The sequence below is a fragment of the Variovorax sp. HW608 genome (assembly GCF_900090195.1).
Taxonomy (GTDB): Bacteria; Pseudomonadota; Gammaproteobacteria; order Burkholderiales; family Burkholderiaceae_C; genus Variovorax.
In genome coordinates, this window is record NZ_LT607803.1 from 2,575,857 (window position 1) to 2,590,416 (window position 14,560).

Annotated in this window: 15 protein-coding genes; 11 read left to right on the forward strand and 4 right to left on the reverse strand. The window is 67.1% G+C overall.

The genetic code is table 11. The annotated features are described in order from the left end of the window. The first annotated feature begins 124 nt into the window (after positions 1-124). The 6 genes from VAR608DRAFT_RS12095 to VAR608DRAFT_RS12120 all read left to right on the forward strand — a co-directional run bounded on the left by VAR608DRAFT_RS12095 (position 125) and on the right by VAR608DRAFT_RS12120 (position 4,430). Positions 125-550, forward strand: coding sequence for a hypothetical protein (locus tag VAR608DRAFT_RS12095; RefSeq protein ID WP_157730863.1), 426 nt, complete (start codon positions 125-127; stop codon positions 548-550). Further along, the gene (locus VAR608DRAFT_RS12100) at positions 528-1,115 is read left to right on the forward strand and encodes a cytochrome b (RefSeq protein ID WP_088954281.1); all 588 of its coding nucleotides are present in this window, start codon (positions 528-530) and stop codon (positions 1,113-1,115) included. Before VAR608DRAFT_RS12095 ends, VAR608DRAFT_RS12100 begins: the two co-directional genes overlap by 23 nt. Continuing rightward, positions 1,112-1,690 (forward strand): YceI family protein, encoded by a 579-nt coding sequence (locus VAR608DRAFT_RS12105; protein WP_088954282.1) that lies wholly within the window; start codon positions 1,112-1,114, stop codon positions 1,688-1,690. Before VAR608DRAFT_RS12100 ends, VAR608DRAFT_RS12105 begins: the two co-directional genes overlap by 4 nt. After that, positions 1,687-2,418: a YceI family protein gene (locus VAR608DRAFT_RS12110; RefSeq protein WP_157730865.1), complete on the forward strand. Its 732-nt coding sequence runs from the start codon at positions 1,687-1,689 to the stop codon at positions 2,416-2,418. Before VAR608DRAFT_RS12105 ends, VAR608DRAFT_RS12110 begins: the two co-directional genes overlap by 4 nt. Beyond that, on the forward strand, positions 2,415-2,981 hold the full coding sequence (locus VAR608DRAFT_RS12115) for an SRPBCC family protein (protein WP_088954284.1): 567 nt from the start codon (positions 2,415-2,417) through the stop codon (positions 2,979-2,981). Before VAR608DRAFT_RS12110 ends, VAR608DRAFT_RS12115 begins: the two co-directional genes overlap by 4 nt. A gap of 78 nt (positions 2,982-3,059) precedes the next feature. Continuing rightward, the gene (locus VAR608DRAFT_RS12120; protein ID WP_088954285.1) at positions 3,060-4,430 is read left to right on the forward strand and encodes an NAD-dependent succinate-semialdehyde dehydrogenase; all 1,371 of its coding nucleotides are present in this window, start codon (positions 3,060-3,062) and stop codon (positions 4,428-4,430) included. An 11-nt stretch (positions 4,431-4,441) separates the two neighbouring features. Here VAR608DRAFT_RS12120 and VAR608DRAFT_RS12125 read toward each other — a convergent pair whose 3' ends face one another. Together VAR608DRAFT_RS12125 and VAR608DRAFT_RS12130 are read right to left on the reverse strand one after the other, a co-directional pair. Continuing rightward, positions 4,442-7,486 carry an FAD-binding and (Fe-S)-binding domain-containing protein gene (locus tag VAR608DRAFT_RS12125; RefSeq protein ID WP_088954286.1) on the reverse strand — a complete coding sequence of 1,015 codons (3,045 nt, stop codon included), beginning with the start codon at positions 7,484-7,486 and terminating at the stop codon, positions 4,442-4,444. Between the two features lie 10 nt (positions 7,487-7,496). Next, entirely contained in the window at positions 7,497-8,192 is a 696-nt protein-coding gene (locus tag VAR608DRAFT_RS12130; protein ID WP_088954287.1) for a GntR family transcriptional regulator, read from the reverse strand. Between the two features lie 124 nt (positions 8,193-8,316). Between VAR608DRAFT_RS12130 and VAR608DRAFT_RS12135 the strand changes: the two genes are divergently transcribed. From VAR608DRAFT_RS12135 to VAR608DRAFT_RS12145, 3 genes are read left to right on the forward strand one after another with little or no spacing between them, the layout of a single operon-like run. Next, positions 8,317-9,558 carry a pyridoxal-phosphate-dependent aminotransferase family protein gene (locus VAR608DRAFT_RS12135; RefSeq protein WP_088954288.1) on the forward strand — a complete coding sequence of 414 codons (1,242 nt, stop codon included), beginning with the start codon at positions 8,317-8,319 and terminating at the stop codon, positions 9,556-9,558. 38 nt (positions 9,559-9,596) lie between these two features. Next, positions 9,597-10,574, forward strand: a complete 978-nt coding sequence (locus VAR608DRAFT_RS12140) for a Bug family tripartite tricarboxylate transporter substrate binding protein (RefSeq protein WP_088954289.1) — start codon at positions 9,597-9,599, stop codon at positions 10,572-10,574. After that, the gene (locus VAR608DRAFT_RS12145; RefSeq protein ID WP_088954290.1) at positions 10,571-11,326 is read left to right on the forward strand and encodes a fumarylacetoacetate hydrolase family protein; all 756 of its coding nucleotides are present in this window, start codon (positions 10,571-10,573) and stop codon (positions 11,324-11,326) included. The genes VAR608DRAFT_RS12140 and VAR608DRAFT_RS12145 overlap by 4 nt, the downstream gene beginning before the upstream one ends. A 19-nt stretch (positions 11,327-11,345) precedes the next feature. Here VAR608DRAFT_RS12145 and VAR608DRAFT_RS12150 read toward each other — a convergent pair whose 3' ends face one another. Then, positions 11,346-11,798, reverse strand: coding sequence for a hypothetical protein (locus VAR608DRAFT_RS12150; protein WP_157730867.1), 453 nt, complete (start codon positions 11,796-11,798; stop codon positions 11,346-11,348). A gap of 241 nt (positions 11,799-12,039) precedes the next feature. On the opposite strand from VAR608DRAFT_RS12150, the gene VAR608DRAFT_RS37445 reads away from it, so the two are divergent. After that, on the forward strand, positions 12,040-12,459 hold the full coding sequence (locus VAR608DRAFT_RS37445; protein WP_088954292.1) for a hypothetical protein: 420 nt from the start codon (positions 12,040-12,042) through the stop codon (positions 12,457-12,459). Between the two features lie 443 nt (positions 12,460-12,902). Then, positions 12,903-13,139, forward strand: coding sequence for a hypothetical protein (locus VAR608DRAFT_RS12160; RefSeq protein WP_157730871.1), 237 nt, complete (start codon positions 12,903-12,905; stop codon positions 13,137-13,139). A gap of 536 nt (positions 13,140-13,675) precedes the next feature. On the opposite strand, the gene VAR608DRAFT_RS12165 is transcribed toward VAR608DRAFT_RS12160, so the two are convergent. Next, entirely contained in the window at positions 13,676-14,473 is a 798-nt protein-coding gene (locus tag VAR608DRAFT_RS12165) for a class I SAM-dependent methyltransferase (RefSeq protein WP_088954294.1), read from the reverse strand. Positions 14,474-14,560: the final 87 nt, after the last annotated feature.

Sequence of the window (14,560 nt, forward strand, 5' to 3'; positions counted from 1 at the left end):
TGTCACCGGCGCGCGAGGGGTGGGAGTAACAAGTTTGGCGGCTTTCCGGTGAAGCAATGCCGGTCCGCCGTTGCCATCGGCGCGGGCGCGGCGTATCGTGGGCGCGTTGAGGGAGGAGCACCCCATGCCTTCGCCAGCAAGCCCACTCCACAGCGCGGCGCGTCCCGCGCAAGCGATGCCCCTGGGCGCGTGGAGCCCAGGCGAGGCCGCTCGGCCGTCGTCGCAGGCCGCGCCGTGCGAGCGCGCGGTGCGGGCGATCTGGCGGCGCCTGGATGAGCACGACCTCGTGGACGCGCATGTGCGCGACGAACTCGCGACGGTCCTCGAAGCCCTGACGGCGCTTCCACTCGGCAACCGTCCCCAGCGGCTGATCGGCGTCCTCAGGCAACCCGATCCGCTCGATCCTTCGCACCTGTACTGGCTGACCCGCCGCCTGCTGACGCTCGTGCCCGAGCTGCAGGCCATTGCGCGCGCCGGCCAGGAACCGGCCGGCGCGCTGCGCCGCGATATGCCCATCGATGCGATCGATGCCTACCAGCCGCTCGACTGACCGGCCGGGTGCGCCCGCGTCTTCAGGAGCGGGCTGGAGCGCCGTCGCCAAGTTCCTCCACTGGACCATCGCCGCGCTCATCCTGGCGCAGTTCGTGGCCGGATGGCTGGCGGTGAGTTGGCCGCTGTCGCCGACCCAACTGGATCTCTTCGTGTGGCACAAGTCGACCGGCATGCTCGTTCTCGCGCTCGCGGTGGTGCGGCTGGCCTGGCGTGCGACGCACCGCCCGCCGCCCTGGCCATCGAACATGCCGCGCTGGGAGCGCATCGCGGCGCGCCTCACGCATGGCCTCCTGTACGCGGTGATGATCGTCATGCCGTTGACCGGATGGGTGGTCAGCTCCGCGGCCGGCGTGCCGTTCAGCATCTACTGGCTGATTCCGCTGCCCTCGCTCGTCGCGCCGGACGATCGTCTGGCCGACATCGTCGCGGGTGTACACCTCGGGCTGGGCATCGTGCTCATCGTGCTGCTGGTGCTGCACGTGGCCGCGGCGCTGCGGCATCACTATGTCAAGCGCGATGATGTGCTGGTCCGCATGCTGCCGCGGAGAAAGACATCCCGATGAGCCAACCCGCCATGACCGCCCGCCGGCTCGCCGCCCTGCTCGCCGGCCTGGCCTTCCCTTTCGGCTCGGCCTGCGCGGCCGACTGGAAGCTGGAGCCCGTCGCGAGCCGCCTCGAATTCGCCGCCACGTTCGAGAAGACGCCTGCGCCGGGCGTCTTCCGCGAGTTCGACGTCAAGCTCAGCCTCGACCCGGCCCAGGATGACGCGGGCCGCCTCGACGTGACGATCAACGTCGCGAGCGCGGACATGGCGAGCGCCGACATCAACAAGGCGATCGCCGGCCCCGAATGGTTCGACTTCGCGCGCTTCCGGCAGGCAGAGTTCCACGCGACCGAGATCCGCCGCACGCAGCCCAATGCCTTCGTCGCCCGCGGCACGCTGACCCTCAAGGGCGCGCAGCAACCGGTCGAAGTCCCGTTCTCGTGGAGCGAATCGGGCAGCACCGCGAACATGGAAGGCAAGTTCGTCGTCAAGCGAGGCGCCTTCGGCATCGGCACCGGGGAATGGACGACGACGACGACCATCGGCGCGGATGTCACGGTCACGTTCAAGGTGCGGTTGCGCAAGGCCGCATGAAAGCGATGCCTGTCGCCGCCATTGCGCGCGCTGTGGTCGTTGCGCTCGCGGCAGTGCTGGCTGCATGCGGATCTGCGCCGAAGCAGCAGGCAGCGCCGGAGGCAGCGCCCGCGCGTGCGCCGCAGGGCTTTCCCGTGGACGTCTACGAGCGGCTGGCGGCGCAGGGCGAGGCGGTCTATCGCGTCGGCCCGGCCGACGCGCTCGTGGTGCTCACCGTCCGGCGCGGCGGATCGCTCGGGCGGCTCGGGCATGACCACGTCATCGCCAGCCGTTCGATGCAGGGCTTCGTCGCACCCGCGCAAGGCCGCGCCGACCTCTACATGCCGCTGGCCGAACTCACCGTCGATGAGCCCGCGCTGCGAACCGAAGCCGGGCTCGACACGCAGCCGACTGCATCCGACATCGAAGGCACGCGGACCAACATGCAGGACAAGGTGCTGCGGGTGCAGGAGTTTCCATATGCGCTCGTGCAGGTGCGCGGCGTGGATGCGAAGACGCAGCCCGCGTCGGCGAACGTCTCGATCACATTGCTCGGAACCACCCGGACCTCGACCATGCCGCTGATCCTCGTCACCACGCAGGACGCCTTGCGCGCGATCGGCATGACGGAACTGAAGCAATCCGAATTCGGCATCGCCCCCTTTTCGCTGCTCGGCGGTGCACTGCAGGTCGAGGACGCATTCAAGGTCCGCTTCGACATCCGCGCCCGCGCGTCGATGAGTCCATGAGCCGGGCAGGCAAGCTGCTGGCTGCCGTGGCCTTGATGATGCTCGGCGCTCCATCGCTCGCGCAGGGCGTGAACATCGAAACCCATCGGAGGGATGAAACCATCACCGTCGAGGTCGCCGCCGAAATGCCGGTCGATCCGCGCACCGTGTGGAGCGTCATCACCGACTACGACCATCTCGCGGGCTTCATCCCCTACATGCGCAGCTCGCGCGCGCTGCAGCGCGATGCCGACCGCGTGATCGTGGAGCAGACCGGCGAGCTGGTGTTCCTCTTCTTCCGGCAGCCGGTGGAAGTGACGCTCGCAGTCGTCGAATCCCCCCCGACCCGCGTGGCGGCGCGCGCCATCGGCGGCAACCTCAAGGCGCTGGAAGGCCGCTACACCATCGAAAGCCTGCCCTCGGGCTACACGCGGCTTTCCTACTCCGGGCGTCTGGTACCCGATTTCGACGTACCGCCGGTCATCGGCAGGATCGCGCTGCAGAGCGTGATGTCCCGCCAGTTCGATGCGATGGTCAGGGAGATCGTGCGGCGCGATGCGGAGCGGGCCGCAACGGCGCGCTAGGAAAAAGCTGGAACGCCAGCCGCGCAGTCCACACCAAACAAGACGGAACATCAAGGCCGACCGCCTCAAGGAATCTTCATGTTGCATTCGATCAACCCCGCCACGGGCGAGACGCTCGCCTCGTTCGAAGAACCCGATGCCAGGACCGTGGATGCGGCGCTGGCCCGCGCTGCCGATGCGCAGCGCGGTTGGCGCAAGAAGCCTGCGGTGGAACGCGCAAGGCTGCTCGGCAGCGTCGCGGAGGTGCTGCGCAGGCACAAGGAAGAGTGGGCGCGGCTCGCCACGCTGGAGATGGGCAAGCCTATCGCCGAGGCGCGTGCCGAGGTCGAGAAGAGCGCCGTCACCGCCGACTACTACGCAGCCAACGCGCCGAAGATGCTCGATGACGTGCGCGTCGCCAGCAATGCGACCGACAGCCGGGTGGTCTTCGACCCGCTCGGCCTCGTGCTCGCGGTGATGCCGTGGAACTACGCCTTCTGGCAGGCGATCCGCGCTGCGGTGCCGGCCATCGCCGCCGGCAATGGCGTGGTGCTCAAGCATGCGGCCAACGTGCCGCAGTGCGCGCTGGCGCTCCAGACATTGTTTAGCGAGGCCGGCGCGCCGGATGGCTTGTTCACGACATTGCTGATCGGTTCCCCCCGCGTTTCCGACGTCATCGACGATCCCCGCATCGCTGGCGTGACTTTCACAGGGTCTACCCCCGCGGGACGCGCGATCGCTTCGCAGGCGGCCAAGGCGCTCAAGAAGCAGGTGCTCGAGCTCGGCGGTTCCGATCCGTTCATCGTGCTCGCGGATGCCGACGTCGAAGCCGCCGCTGCGGTCGCGGTGAAGGCGCGCTTCCAGAACAACGGCCAGAGCTGCATCGCGGCCAAGCGCTTCATCGTCGAGGCGTCGATCGGCGACCGGTTCGCGGCGGCGTTCGCGGCCGGCGCCGCGAAGCGGGTGCTCGGCGACCCGTTGGCCGACGCGACCACGCTCGGCCCGATGGCGCGCGGCAACCTGCGCGACGAGCTCGACCGGCAGGTGCGCGCGAGCATCGACGAAGGAGCGACCTTGGGCCTAGGCGGCAAAGTGCCGACCGGCCCAGGCTTCTTCTATCCGGCGACGGTGCTCGATCACGTGTCACCGCAGATGACCGTGGCGCGCGAAGAGACCTTCGGCCCCGCCGCCGCGATCATGCGGGTGCGCAATGCCGACGATGCGGTGGCGCTCGCGAACGGGACCGAATTCGGCCTCGGCGCGGCACTGTGGACCGGCAATGCCGAGCGCGCCCGCGCGCTGTCGCGCGAGATCGACGCGGGCGCCGTGTTCGTCAATGGCATGGTCGCTTCCGATGCGCGCCTGCCCTTCGGCGGCGTCAAGCACTCGGGCTACGGGCGCGAGCTGGGCATCCACGGCCTGCACGAGTTCACCAACGTCAAGACCGTCTGGACCGGCCCCGCCGTCTGACACCCCGGATCTCAGGCAAGTTGCGCAGCGAGCAGCCGCGCCACGTGAATCGCTTCGCGCTGCGCGCCGTCGGCGATCTGGTGGCGGCAACTCGTGCCGTCGGCCACGACGATGGCGTCGGGGTTCTTGCGCACGGCGGGCAGCAGGTTGGCTTCCGCCATCTGCATCGAGACTTCGTAATGTGAGGACTCGTAGCCGAAGCTCCCCGCCATGCCGCAGCATGAACTCTCGATCAGTTCCGGCCTGGCGCCGGGGATCAGCTGGAGGACATCGAGGATCGGGCTGACTGCGCCGAACGCCTTCTGGTGGCAATGGCCGTGCAGCAGGATCGGCTTGTCGAGCGCCTTGAGCGCCAGCCGGAAGCGGCCCGCCTTCAGCTCGCGCGCGATGAATTCCTCGAACAGCAGCGCCTGGCCCGCGACCGTCTCCGCTTTGGTGCCCAGGCCCATGACCAGCGCCTCGTCGCGCAGCGTGAGCAGGCACGCGGGTTCGAGCCCCACGATCGCGATGCCCGCCTCGGCCAGCAGCAGCAGTGCGTCGACCAGCGCACCGGCCTTGGCCTTGGCCTCGTCAACCATGCCGCCCGCGAGGTACGTGCGGCCACAGCAGTGGTGGCTGCCGTCCTTTTGCACCGTGTGCAGCACGTAGCCCGCAGCCTTGAGCACGCGTGCGGCCGCCAGCGCGTTCTCGCTCTCGAAGTGGCCATTGAAGGTGTCGACGAAAAGCACCGCCACCTTGCGCCCTTCCCCCGCGGCGGCGATGGCCTCGTCGCGACTGGCGAACATCGAAGCATCGCTGGCGCGCCAGAAGGTGTCGCAGCGCCACTCGGGCAGCGAGCGCTTCGCCGAAAGCCCCAGAAGCTTCTCGCCCAGCCAGCGCGCACCCGGCACCGTGTTGCGCAGATTGAAAAGCCACGGCGCGCGGCTCGCCGCATGCGCGTAGTCCGGCAGCCGGGCGATGAGCTTGTCCCTCCACGTATGCCCGTGCTTCTTCTTGTAGTGCGACAGGAATTCGATCTTCATCTTCGCCATGTCGACGCCCGTCGGACAGTCGCGCTTGCAGCCCTTGCAGCCGACACACAGGTCCATCGTCTCGTGCATGGCGGGGCTGGTGAAGGCGTCGGGGCCGAGCTGGCCGGAGATCGCGAGGCGCAACGTGTTGGCCCGGCCGCGCGTGAGGTGCTGCTCGTCGCGCGTCACGCGGTAGCTCGGGCACATCGTGCCGGCATCGAACTTGCGGCAGTGGCCGTTGTTGTTGCACATCTCCACGGCCTTCGCGAAGCCGCCCGTGATGTCGCCACCAGTGCCCGGCGCGGTCGTCACTTCCGTCACCGGATCGGCCTGCACGTTCCATGCGGACCAGTCGAGCACCGGCGTGAGCGGAATGCGCCGGTACGGCTTGGGCGCGGTCTCGGGCGCGAAGCGGAACAGCGCGCCGTCGTCCATCTTCGGCGGATCGATGATCTTGCCGGGATTGAAGAGATGGATCGGGTCGAGCTTCTGCTTGATGGCGCGGAAGGCCTCGCCCAGCGCCGGACCGAACTGCCATTCGATCCACTCGCCACGGCACAGGCCATCGCCGTGCTCGCCGCTGAAGGCGCCCTTGTACTTGCGCACCAGCGCGCTCGCTTCCTCTGCGATGGCGCGCATCTTGGCCGCGCCGTCGGTGCGCATGTCCAGGATCGGCCGCACGTGCAGCGTGCCCACGGACGCGTGCGCGTACCAGGTGCCCCGGCTGCCGTACTTCGCGAAGACTTCGGTGAGCCCGTCGGTGTATTCCGCCAGATGCGCGAGCGGCACCGCGCAATCCTCGATGAAGCTCACCGGCTTGCCGTCGCCCTTGAGGCTCATCATGATGTTGAGGCCGGCCTTGCGCACTTCCCACAGGTTTTTCTGTGGCGCGTCGCCCTGCATCTCGACCACGCTGTCCGGCAGGCCGAGCTCGCCCATCAGGTCGACCAGGTCCTTGAGCTTCGGCAGCAGCGAAGCCTTGTCGCTGCCCGAGAACTCGACCAGCAGGATCGCGGCGGGCCGGCCGATCAGCGCGGTCTCGACCGTCGGCCTGAAGGCCGGGTTGGCCAGGCTCAGCTCGATCATCGTGCGGTCGACCAGTTCGACCGCCGTGGGGCCGAGCTTGACGATGTGCTGCGCCGAATCCATCGCCGCATGGAAGCTCGGGAAGTTGACGATGCCGAGCACCTTGGCGCGCGGCAGCTCGGCAAGCTTCAGCGTGAGGCTGCGCGTGTAGGCGAGCGTGCCTTCCGAGCCGATCAGCAGGTGCGCGAGATTGACGCTGCCGTCGGTGGTGTACGGCTTCTCGCTCTGGTTGTCGAAGATGTCGAGGTTGTAGCCGGCGACACGGCGCAGCACCTTGGGCCAATGGGCCTGGATCTGGCCGCGGTGCTGCACCGCCAGTTGCTTGACGTGCAGCGCGATGTCGCTCGCCCGCGAGCCCAGGCCCGACACCGGGCCGAAGTCGAGCAGTTCGCCATCGGACAGCCACGCGCTCGCGCCGGCCACGTTGTGCACCATGTTGCCGTAGGCGATGGAGCGCGAGCCGCAGGAATTGTTGCCCGCCATGCCGCCGAGCGTGGCCTGCGCGCTGGTCGACACGTCGACCGGATACCAGAGCCCGTGCGGCTTGAGCTGCGCGTTGAGGTGATCGAGCACGATGCCGGGCTCGACCGTGACGGTGCGGCGTTCGAGGTCGAGGTCCCGCACGCGCCGGAAATGCTTGCTGTTGTCGATCACCAGCGCCGCGCCCGTGGTCTGGCCGCACTGGCTGGTGCCGCCGCCGCGCGCCAGCACCGGCACCTTGAGGTCGCGCGCGATGTCGATGGCGGTCGCGATGTCGCGCTCGGCCTTCGGCACCAGCACGCCGACCGGCATGATCTGGTAGATGGACGCATCGGTCGCGTAGCGGCCGCGTGAGGCGTCGTCGAAGAGCACCTCGCCCTCCGTCTCGGCCGCCAGCCGCCTTGCGAGCGCCTCGCAGGTTTCGTTGGGAGGCAGGACGGTACCGGCTGGCTGGAGATGGCTCGCGGGCTCGATGCGCATGGGTGGGACTTCAGGTCTTGGCCGCGTTGGGCCCTGGATAGATTTCGCCGGCGCGCAGCAGCGCCAGCACGGTGTCGCGCTTGCGGTTCAGGTGCTCGACCAGCACCTGGCGCATCGCGACCGGGTCGCGCGCATTCAACGCGACGATCATGCGTTCGTGCTCCGCGACCGCATCCGCCCACTTGGCTTCGTTCTGGTTGGTTCGAAAGCGCAGCGACTGCACGCGCGCATTGATGGACCGGTAGGTGCTCGTCAGCACCGGGTTCTTCGCCGCCTCGTTGATCGCAGCATGGATGCGCGCGTTGATGCGGTAGTAGCCGGAGAGGTCGCGCCGCGCGAAACAGGCCATCATTTCGTAGTGCAGCGCACGCAGCTCGGCCAGCTCTTCGTCGGTGATGCGCTGGGCTGCCAGTTCGCCGGACATGGCTTCGAGCGCCGACAGCAACTCGAAGGTGTTGACCACATCGGCCTCCGTCAGCTTGACGGCCACCGCGCCGCGGTTGGGCAGCAGGTCGACCAGCCCCTCCGCCGCCAGCAGCTTGATCGCCTCGCGCAGCGGCGTGCGCGAGACGCGCAACTGCTCGCACAACTGGCGCTCGTTGAGCTTGGCGCCGGGCGCGATCTGGCCTTCGATGAGCATCGTGCGCAGCCGGGACGCCACTTGGTCATGCAGCGCAAGCCGCGAGATTTCGATCACTTCCGCCATGGGTTCTCTTCCTTGAGTTGCATTTTGAATGCAAATTCAGGCTGTCTCAAGCACTGTGTCTAGGTGATAACCATCATCAGAATTTGTGTTTTGAATGCAAAACTGAAAAAAGAAAGGACGGCTCATGCTTCAACTCGACACCCATCCAACCGGCAGGCACTTTCTGCAGATCCCCGGCCCCAGCCCGGTGCCCGACCGCATCCTGCGCGCGATGAGCCTGCCCACCATCGACCATCGCGGGCCCGAGTTCGGTGCGCTCGGCCGGAAGGTGCTCGCGGACATCCGGAAGATCTTCAAGACAAGGCACCCCGTCGTCATCTACCCGGCCTCGGGCACCGGCGCCTGGGAGGCCGCGCTGTCCAACACGCTGAGCCCCGGCGATCAGGTGCTGATGTACGAGACCGGCCACTTCGCCTCGCTCTGGAACAAGATGGCGACCCGGCTGGGAATCTCGACCGAGTTCCTGGCCTCGGGCGGCACCGACGAGCATCTGCCGCAGGCACCCGGCTGGCGTCGCGGCGTGCAGGCGGACCAGATCGAAGCGCGGCTGCGCAAGGACACCGAAAAGAAGATCAAGGCGGTGTGCGTGGTGCACAACGAGACCTCGACCGGCGTCACTTCCGACATCGCTTCGGTGCGCCGCGCCATCGATACGGCCGGCCACCCCGCCCTGCTGATGGTCGACAGCATCTCGGGCCTCGCGAGCGCCGACTTGCGTCACGACGAATGGGGCGTGGACGTCACCGTCAGCGGCTCGCAGAAGGGCCTGATGCTGCCGCCGGGGATCAGCTTCAACGCCATCTCGCCGCGCGCGCTCGAAGCGATGAAGAGCGCCAGGCTGCCGCGCTCGTTCTGGGCCTGGGACGAGATCGTCGAGATGAACAAGGACGGCTACTGGCCCTACACGCCCAGCACCAATCTGCTCTACGGCCTCTCGGAGGCGCTGGACATGCTCCTCGGGGAGGGCCTGGACAAGGTCTTCGCGCGCCACCAGCGCTGGGCTGCCGGCGTGCGCGCCGCGGTGAACGCATGGGGCCTGCCGATCCAGTGCGCCGACCCGGCCGTCTACTCGCCGGTGCTCACGGGCGTCATCACGCCCGAAGGCGTCGACGCGGATGCGGTGCGCCGGCTGATCCACCAGCGCTTCGACCTGTCGCTGGGCACCGGGCTGGGCAAGCTCAAGGGCCGCATGTTCCGCATGGGCCATCTCGGCGACAGCAACGACCTGACGCTCGTCGCCATGGTCGCCGGTGTCGAGATGGGCCTGAAGCTCGCCGGCGTGAAGCTCGCCGGCAGCGGCGTGCAGGCCACGATGGACCATTTCGCTGCCCATGCCGCGCCGGCCGCGCTGCAGCAGGCGGCCTGAGCAGCAGCAGCGCGTTCATCGATAAAACCGGAGACAACATGCAACGACGTTCCTTCATCCAGGCCGCGGGCGCGGCTGCAGCGGCCCTTGGCATGCCCAGCGTGTTCGCGCAGGACTGGCCCTCCGGCCCCGTGCGCATCGTGGTGGGCTTTCCACCGGGCGGCGGCACCGATGCACTGGCCCGCGTGGTCGCGCAGAAGCTGTCCCTGATGTGGAACCAGACCGTCATCGTCGAGAACAAGGGCGGCGTGGCCGGCGTGCTCGCAGCCGAGTACGTGGCGACCCAGCCGAGCGACGGCAGCACGCTGCTGATGGCGCACATCAACAGCCACGCCCTCGCGCCCAGCCTGCAGCCCAAGCTGCGCTACAGCGTGGAGCGCGACTTCGTGCCGATCGTGCTGGTCGGCGTGACACCCAACCTGCTGATCGCGAGCCCCACGCAGAAGGCCGTGACGGTCAAGGACATCGTCTCCCTGTGCGCCGCGGAACCCGGCAAGGTGAGCTTCGGCTCGGCCGGCTCCGGCTCTGCGCAGCATCTGGCGCTGGAGATGTTCAAGCTGCAGGCGAAGGTCGACGCAATGCATGTGCCCTACAAAGGCAGCGGGCCCTTGCTGACCGACCTCATGGGCAGCCAGATCCAGTACAGCTTCGAGACGATGACGGCAGCCACGCCGCACGTGAAGAGCGGCAAGGTGATCGGCGTGGCCCAGACGCGGACCCAGCGCGCCAAGGGCCATCCGACCATTCCGACCATGCAGGAGCAGGGCTTCGACGGCTTCGAAGCCACCACCTGGTACGGACTCGCGGGTCCCGGCAAGCTGCCCGCCGCCATCGCCGACAAGATCAACCGCGACGTCAACACGGTGCTGGCCATGCCCGATGTGCAGGAGCGGCTCGACACCTACGGCGCCGAAGACGGCGGCGGCTCGCGCGACAAGTTCGCCAGGTTCATTTCGAGCGAGATCGACAAATGGGCAAAGGTCGTCAAGGACGGCAAGGTGAAGGTGGACGCATGACGGACCTCGCAGCAGCCCTCGCATCGGCCTGGCGCGAGCACCGTGCCATCGCTTCTGCAGCGTGGACGGACAGCGTCGGCGACGCGGCGCAAGCCTATGCCGTGCAGGACCGGGTGGCCCAGGCGCTGGGCTGGTTCGGCTCGGCCGCGCCAGGCCATTGGAAATCCGGCGGTCCTTCGCGCGATGCGGTGCTGACGCACGCACCGTTGCCGCCGGCCGGCGTGCGCGCCAGCCCCGCGAGCTTCGCCGGCATGCACTTCAATGCGCCGGGCATCGAATCCGAGGTCGCACTGCGTCTTTGCGAGCCCGTGACGCCCGAACGCGCCGCGACCCTCACGCCGGAGACCGCGGCGGCCCTGATTGACGCGATGACCGTCTCGATCGAGATCGTCGATTCGCGCTGGAAAGACCCGGCGCAGGCAACGGCCCTGCTGCGGCTCGCGGACCAGCAATCGCACGGCGCGCTGGTGCTGGGCGCCTGGGTGCCCTATGCGGCACGCGACTGGGCGGCGCAAGTGTGCGAGACGCGCATCGGCGGCAGCGCGCCCGAGCTGCGCCGCGGCACCCATCCGATGGGCGACCCCGCGTGGCTGCTGCCCGTCTGGCTGCGCCACGTGACCCAGGGCGGCGCGACCGTGCCGTCCGGCACCGTGGTCACCACGGGCTCGTGGGTCGGCGTGTTGCCGGTGCACGAGGGCGATACCGTGGTGGTCGAGTTCCCGGGCATCGGGCGGGCCGAAGCCCGCCTCTGAGTCTGGGCCGGATCGCAAGCTAAGCTTGCTCGATCAACCCCGAACGAACAAGGCTGTCCTCTCGCGTCGCCAGCAGCAACTCGTGCACCCCTTCGACCGCCTTCCGAAGCTTCGCCATGTGCCGCCGCACCTCCTCATTGGCCGCTGTCACCAGCGGCCGCAGGTCGCCGGGCTCGAAATAGATCATCTCGATCGCGTGGGGGTTGTGGGGGATCAGCAGGTCCTCGATGCAATCGAACGCTCGCTTGGCTTGACGCAGGTTATTGAAGTCGTCGACCGCGCGCAGGGCGGTCGACGAAGCCTTGCGCAGCAGCTTCGATGACTTCTTCTTGGTGGCTCGAGGTTTGCGCCGTCGATGGGCGCCTTGCGCCTCGCCACCAGCAGGAATGGATACGCCGGGTGAATGCGCGCCGGTGCGATCAGACTTCTTGGCCATTTTTGGGCCTCCCTGGTGAATGCAGACTTGCTTCATCCGCCGCATCCGAGATCAATCGAAGGCGGCGGCTCGAACGGGTTGGAAGACCGGGGACGTTGTTACGAGAAAACCGGCAGGGCTTGCGCCCTCCCGCCCGAGCCGCCAAAAACTGGGGCCGAGCGGCGAAAAGCCGCAGGCCATGAGGCAACTGCGGCTTCCGCCGTAACAACGTCATTTGCGGGCTTCCAAACCCGATCGCGTCCTTTTCCAACGCGACGCGCACAGTATGCCAGCGCCAATGAAATTGGCGAACGTCGATCAGCCAGCGCTCAAACGCGCCGCCGATCTGCCGATGGCTCGGACTCATCCCAAGCCGCTCGCTGAACACGCGAGAGAAATGCGCGGCATCCGAGAACCGAGTTCGAAGGCGAACCGGGAGATGGTGTTGCGCAGCGACGGGTCGACGAGGCGCCTGGCCGCGACCGCGCCGGCGCTTGAGGATGTGGCTGTTGGGGGTCTGCTGCTGCATGACCACCGCGCCCTCTTGTTCGAGCTCGATGCCGCCCGCCAGCATGCCGGCCAGCGCCGAGCGCGCGATCTCGGCGATCCCCCGCGTGCAGGCCGGAATTTTGAGACGGGCAGGATACGTTGCCGGACCTTCAGCGCCGTCCTGTCGTATGGCCGGTGTGCGCCCGTTGCAGACATTGGGCCCTCCTGAAAGCGTTCACTCGACCGAAGGTACCCGCGCGAATGCGCTGAGCGATGTTGTCGGCAAGCTTCTCGTAGCGGTTCATGGGCATCTCCCTCTGATACGGTCGTCCTGGACCGCTCCCGAGATTTCCGTATCAGATGTCGGCGTTCCCCGGAGCGACTACCGGCCTCCTTGCATCTGATACGAATCTTTTTTAGGTGATCTGGTTCTGTACGTATCAGCCTGGAAGATGAACACTCGACAGGACGATGAGAGTGCTTCTGTGGTGCCGGCGGACTGCTCCGCCTTTCGACGGATGTCTTGCGTGCTTCTCGACGCGCCTTGCGGACGCCCATTCAGCTCACCGCAACCGTTTCGTTAGATTGTTTTTCCGTTTCTTTATCGATCTATTGAGCTATTCGCCGCAATGGGGCATTTCTCCGTCTGTCACCATTAATATCCTTTAAATCATGAATGCAATCCCTATCTCTTTTGTTATTTTCAAGGTTCTCGTGCTCAGCGTGGGCATGTATTTGGCCGTCAAGTGGCATTACGATCGGGGACAGAAGGAAAAGAATCAAAAGACAGCTGCAGTGGTACTGACATCTATTAAGGTGGGCGCGGCGTTCGTCGTTTCAGCGTTCCTCATGCTGTTCCTCACCTTTGAATTTTGCAATTGGATGGGTCTGGACCTGGCCATGCGGTGATTTGGAAGTTTTCGATCGATAGCCCGGATACAGTGCGACTAGCGGCACGACCCTCTCAGAATGGACCCCGACACGACGCATCTTGATTTTCAGGGCTTCCTGCTGTCCCATCTGGCACCAAAGAACAGGCCAGCCAGGAAGCAAACCGCAATTACCGTCGCGCCGAGTAGAGCGGGCATAGGCACCACAAATCTGTGAATCGAGACTGCTGCAATTGCTCCAACGAGGGCACCGAGAAGCGCCCCGAGTGCAATCCTTGGCGACAACAGAAACGATTCAAGCATCAGTTCTCCTTGCTCCACCCCAATGTCCGCAGTTGGGCCGGGAACGGTCCTCCGCTCAGTGCCGAGCGACCATCGCCGGAGATCGGGAATCGTACCTAGAGATCTCACCGGCCTCATCTGGTGGGTGAACGACGGTTCGCGGCGAGCAGGTCGACGGCCGGCCGAGCACCCGCCGGCCCCGCGGCGGCACCGATCCGCTGACCCTCCCCTGCCCGCGAGTTCCAACTCGAATGAGAACCGACACCGACGGCCTCACCGTTTTGTGGCCCGTGTCATGAGGAAGTGCTGACGGACCAGGTTGTCCTCGAGATGGCGGCCCAGGAAGTCCTCCAGCTCCGAGCGGAAGGCCGCAAGCCGGGCCGGATCGTCCTGCAGCGCGGCCACCAGCTTCACCACGGGGCCCGCGGTCTCCTCGAAGGTCTTGCGGTAGTGCTGCGGACTCAGCGTGGGATAGATCATCACGTCGCGGTCGAAGCGGATGTCGCTCACCGCCTCACCGAGGCGCTGGCGCACGATGTTCGGGTCGCCCCATTGCGGCGGCGGCGCGGCGCCGGCAGGGGGCGGCACGTACCTGCCCACGAGGGCGAACATGTGTCCCATGAAGTGCTCCGGTGGCCAGGTCGAGAAGGCGATGGTGCCGCCCGGCTTGAGCACGCGCAGCATCTCCGCGACAGCCACCTCGGGACGCGGCGCGAAGATGTGGCCGAACTGGCTGAGCACCACGTCGAAGGCGCCGTCCTCGTAAGGCAGGGCCTCGACGTCGCCTTCCGTGAAGTCGATCTCGACCTGCGCCAGGGCCGCATGGCGCCTGCCGTGCTCGATCAGCGCAGGTGAGAGATCGAGAGCGCAGACCTTGGCGCCCTGGCGCGCCGCGGTGAGCGCCGCCACGCCGGTGCCGCAGCCGACGTCCAGCACCCGCTGCCCAGCGCGAACGCCGGCGTGCTTCACGAGCCGCGCGGCGGGAATGGTGGTCATCGCCTCGAGCGGTGCAAAGAGGGCCCAGCCTTCGCGCTGGACGGACTTCAGCTGGGCAAAGGGATCGTCTGCCATCGCGTATGTCTCCTTGCTCTGCACTGAAACAGGGCAAGGCAATTCAGGACCCCAGGCGACCAACTGTCAAGCCCAGTTGCGGCTTCG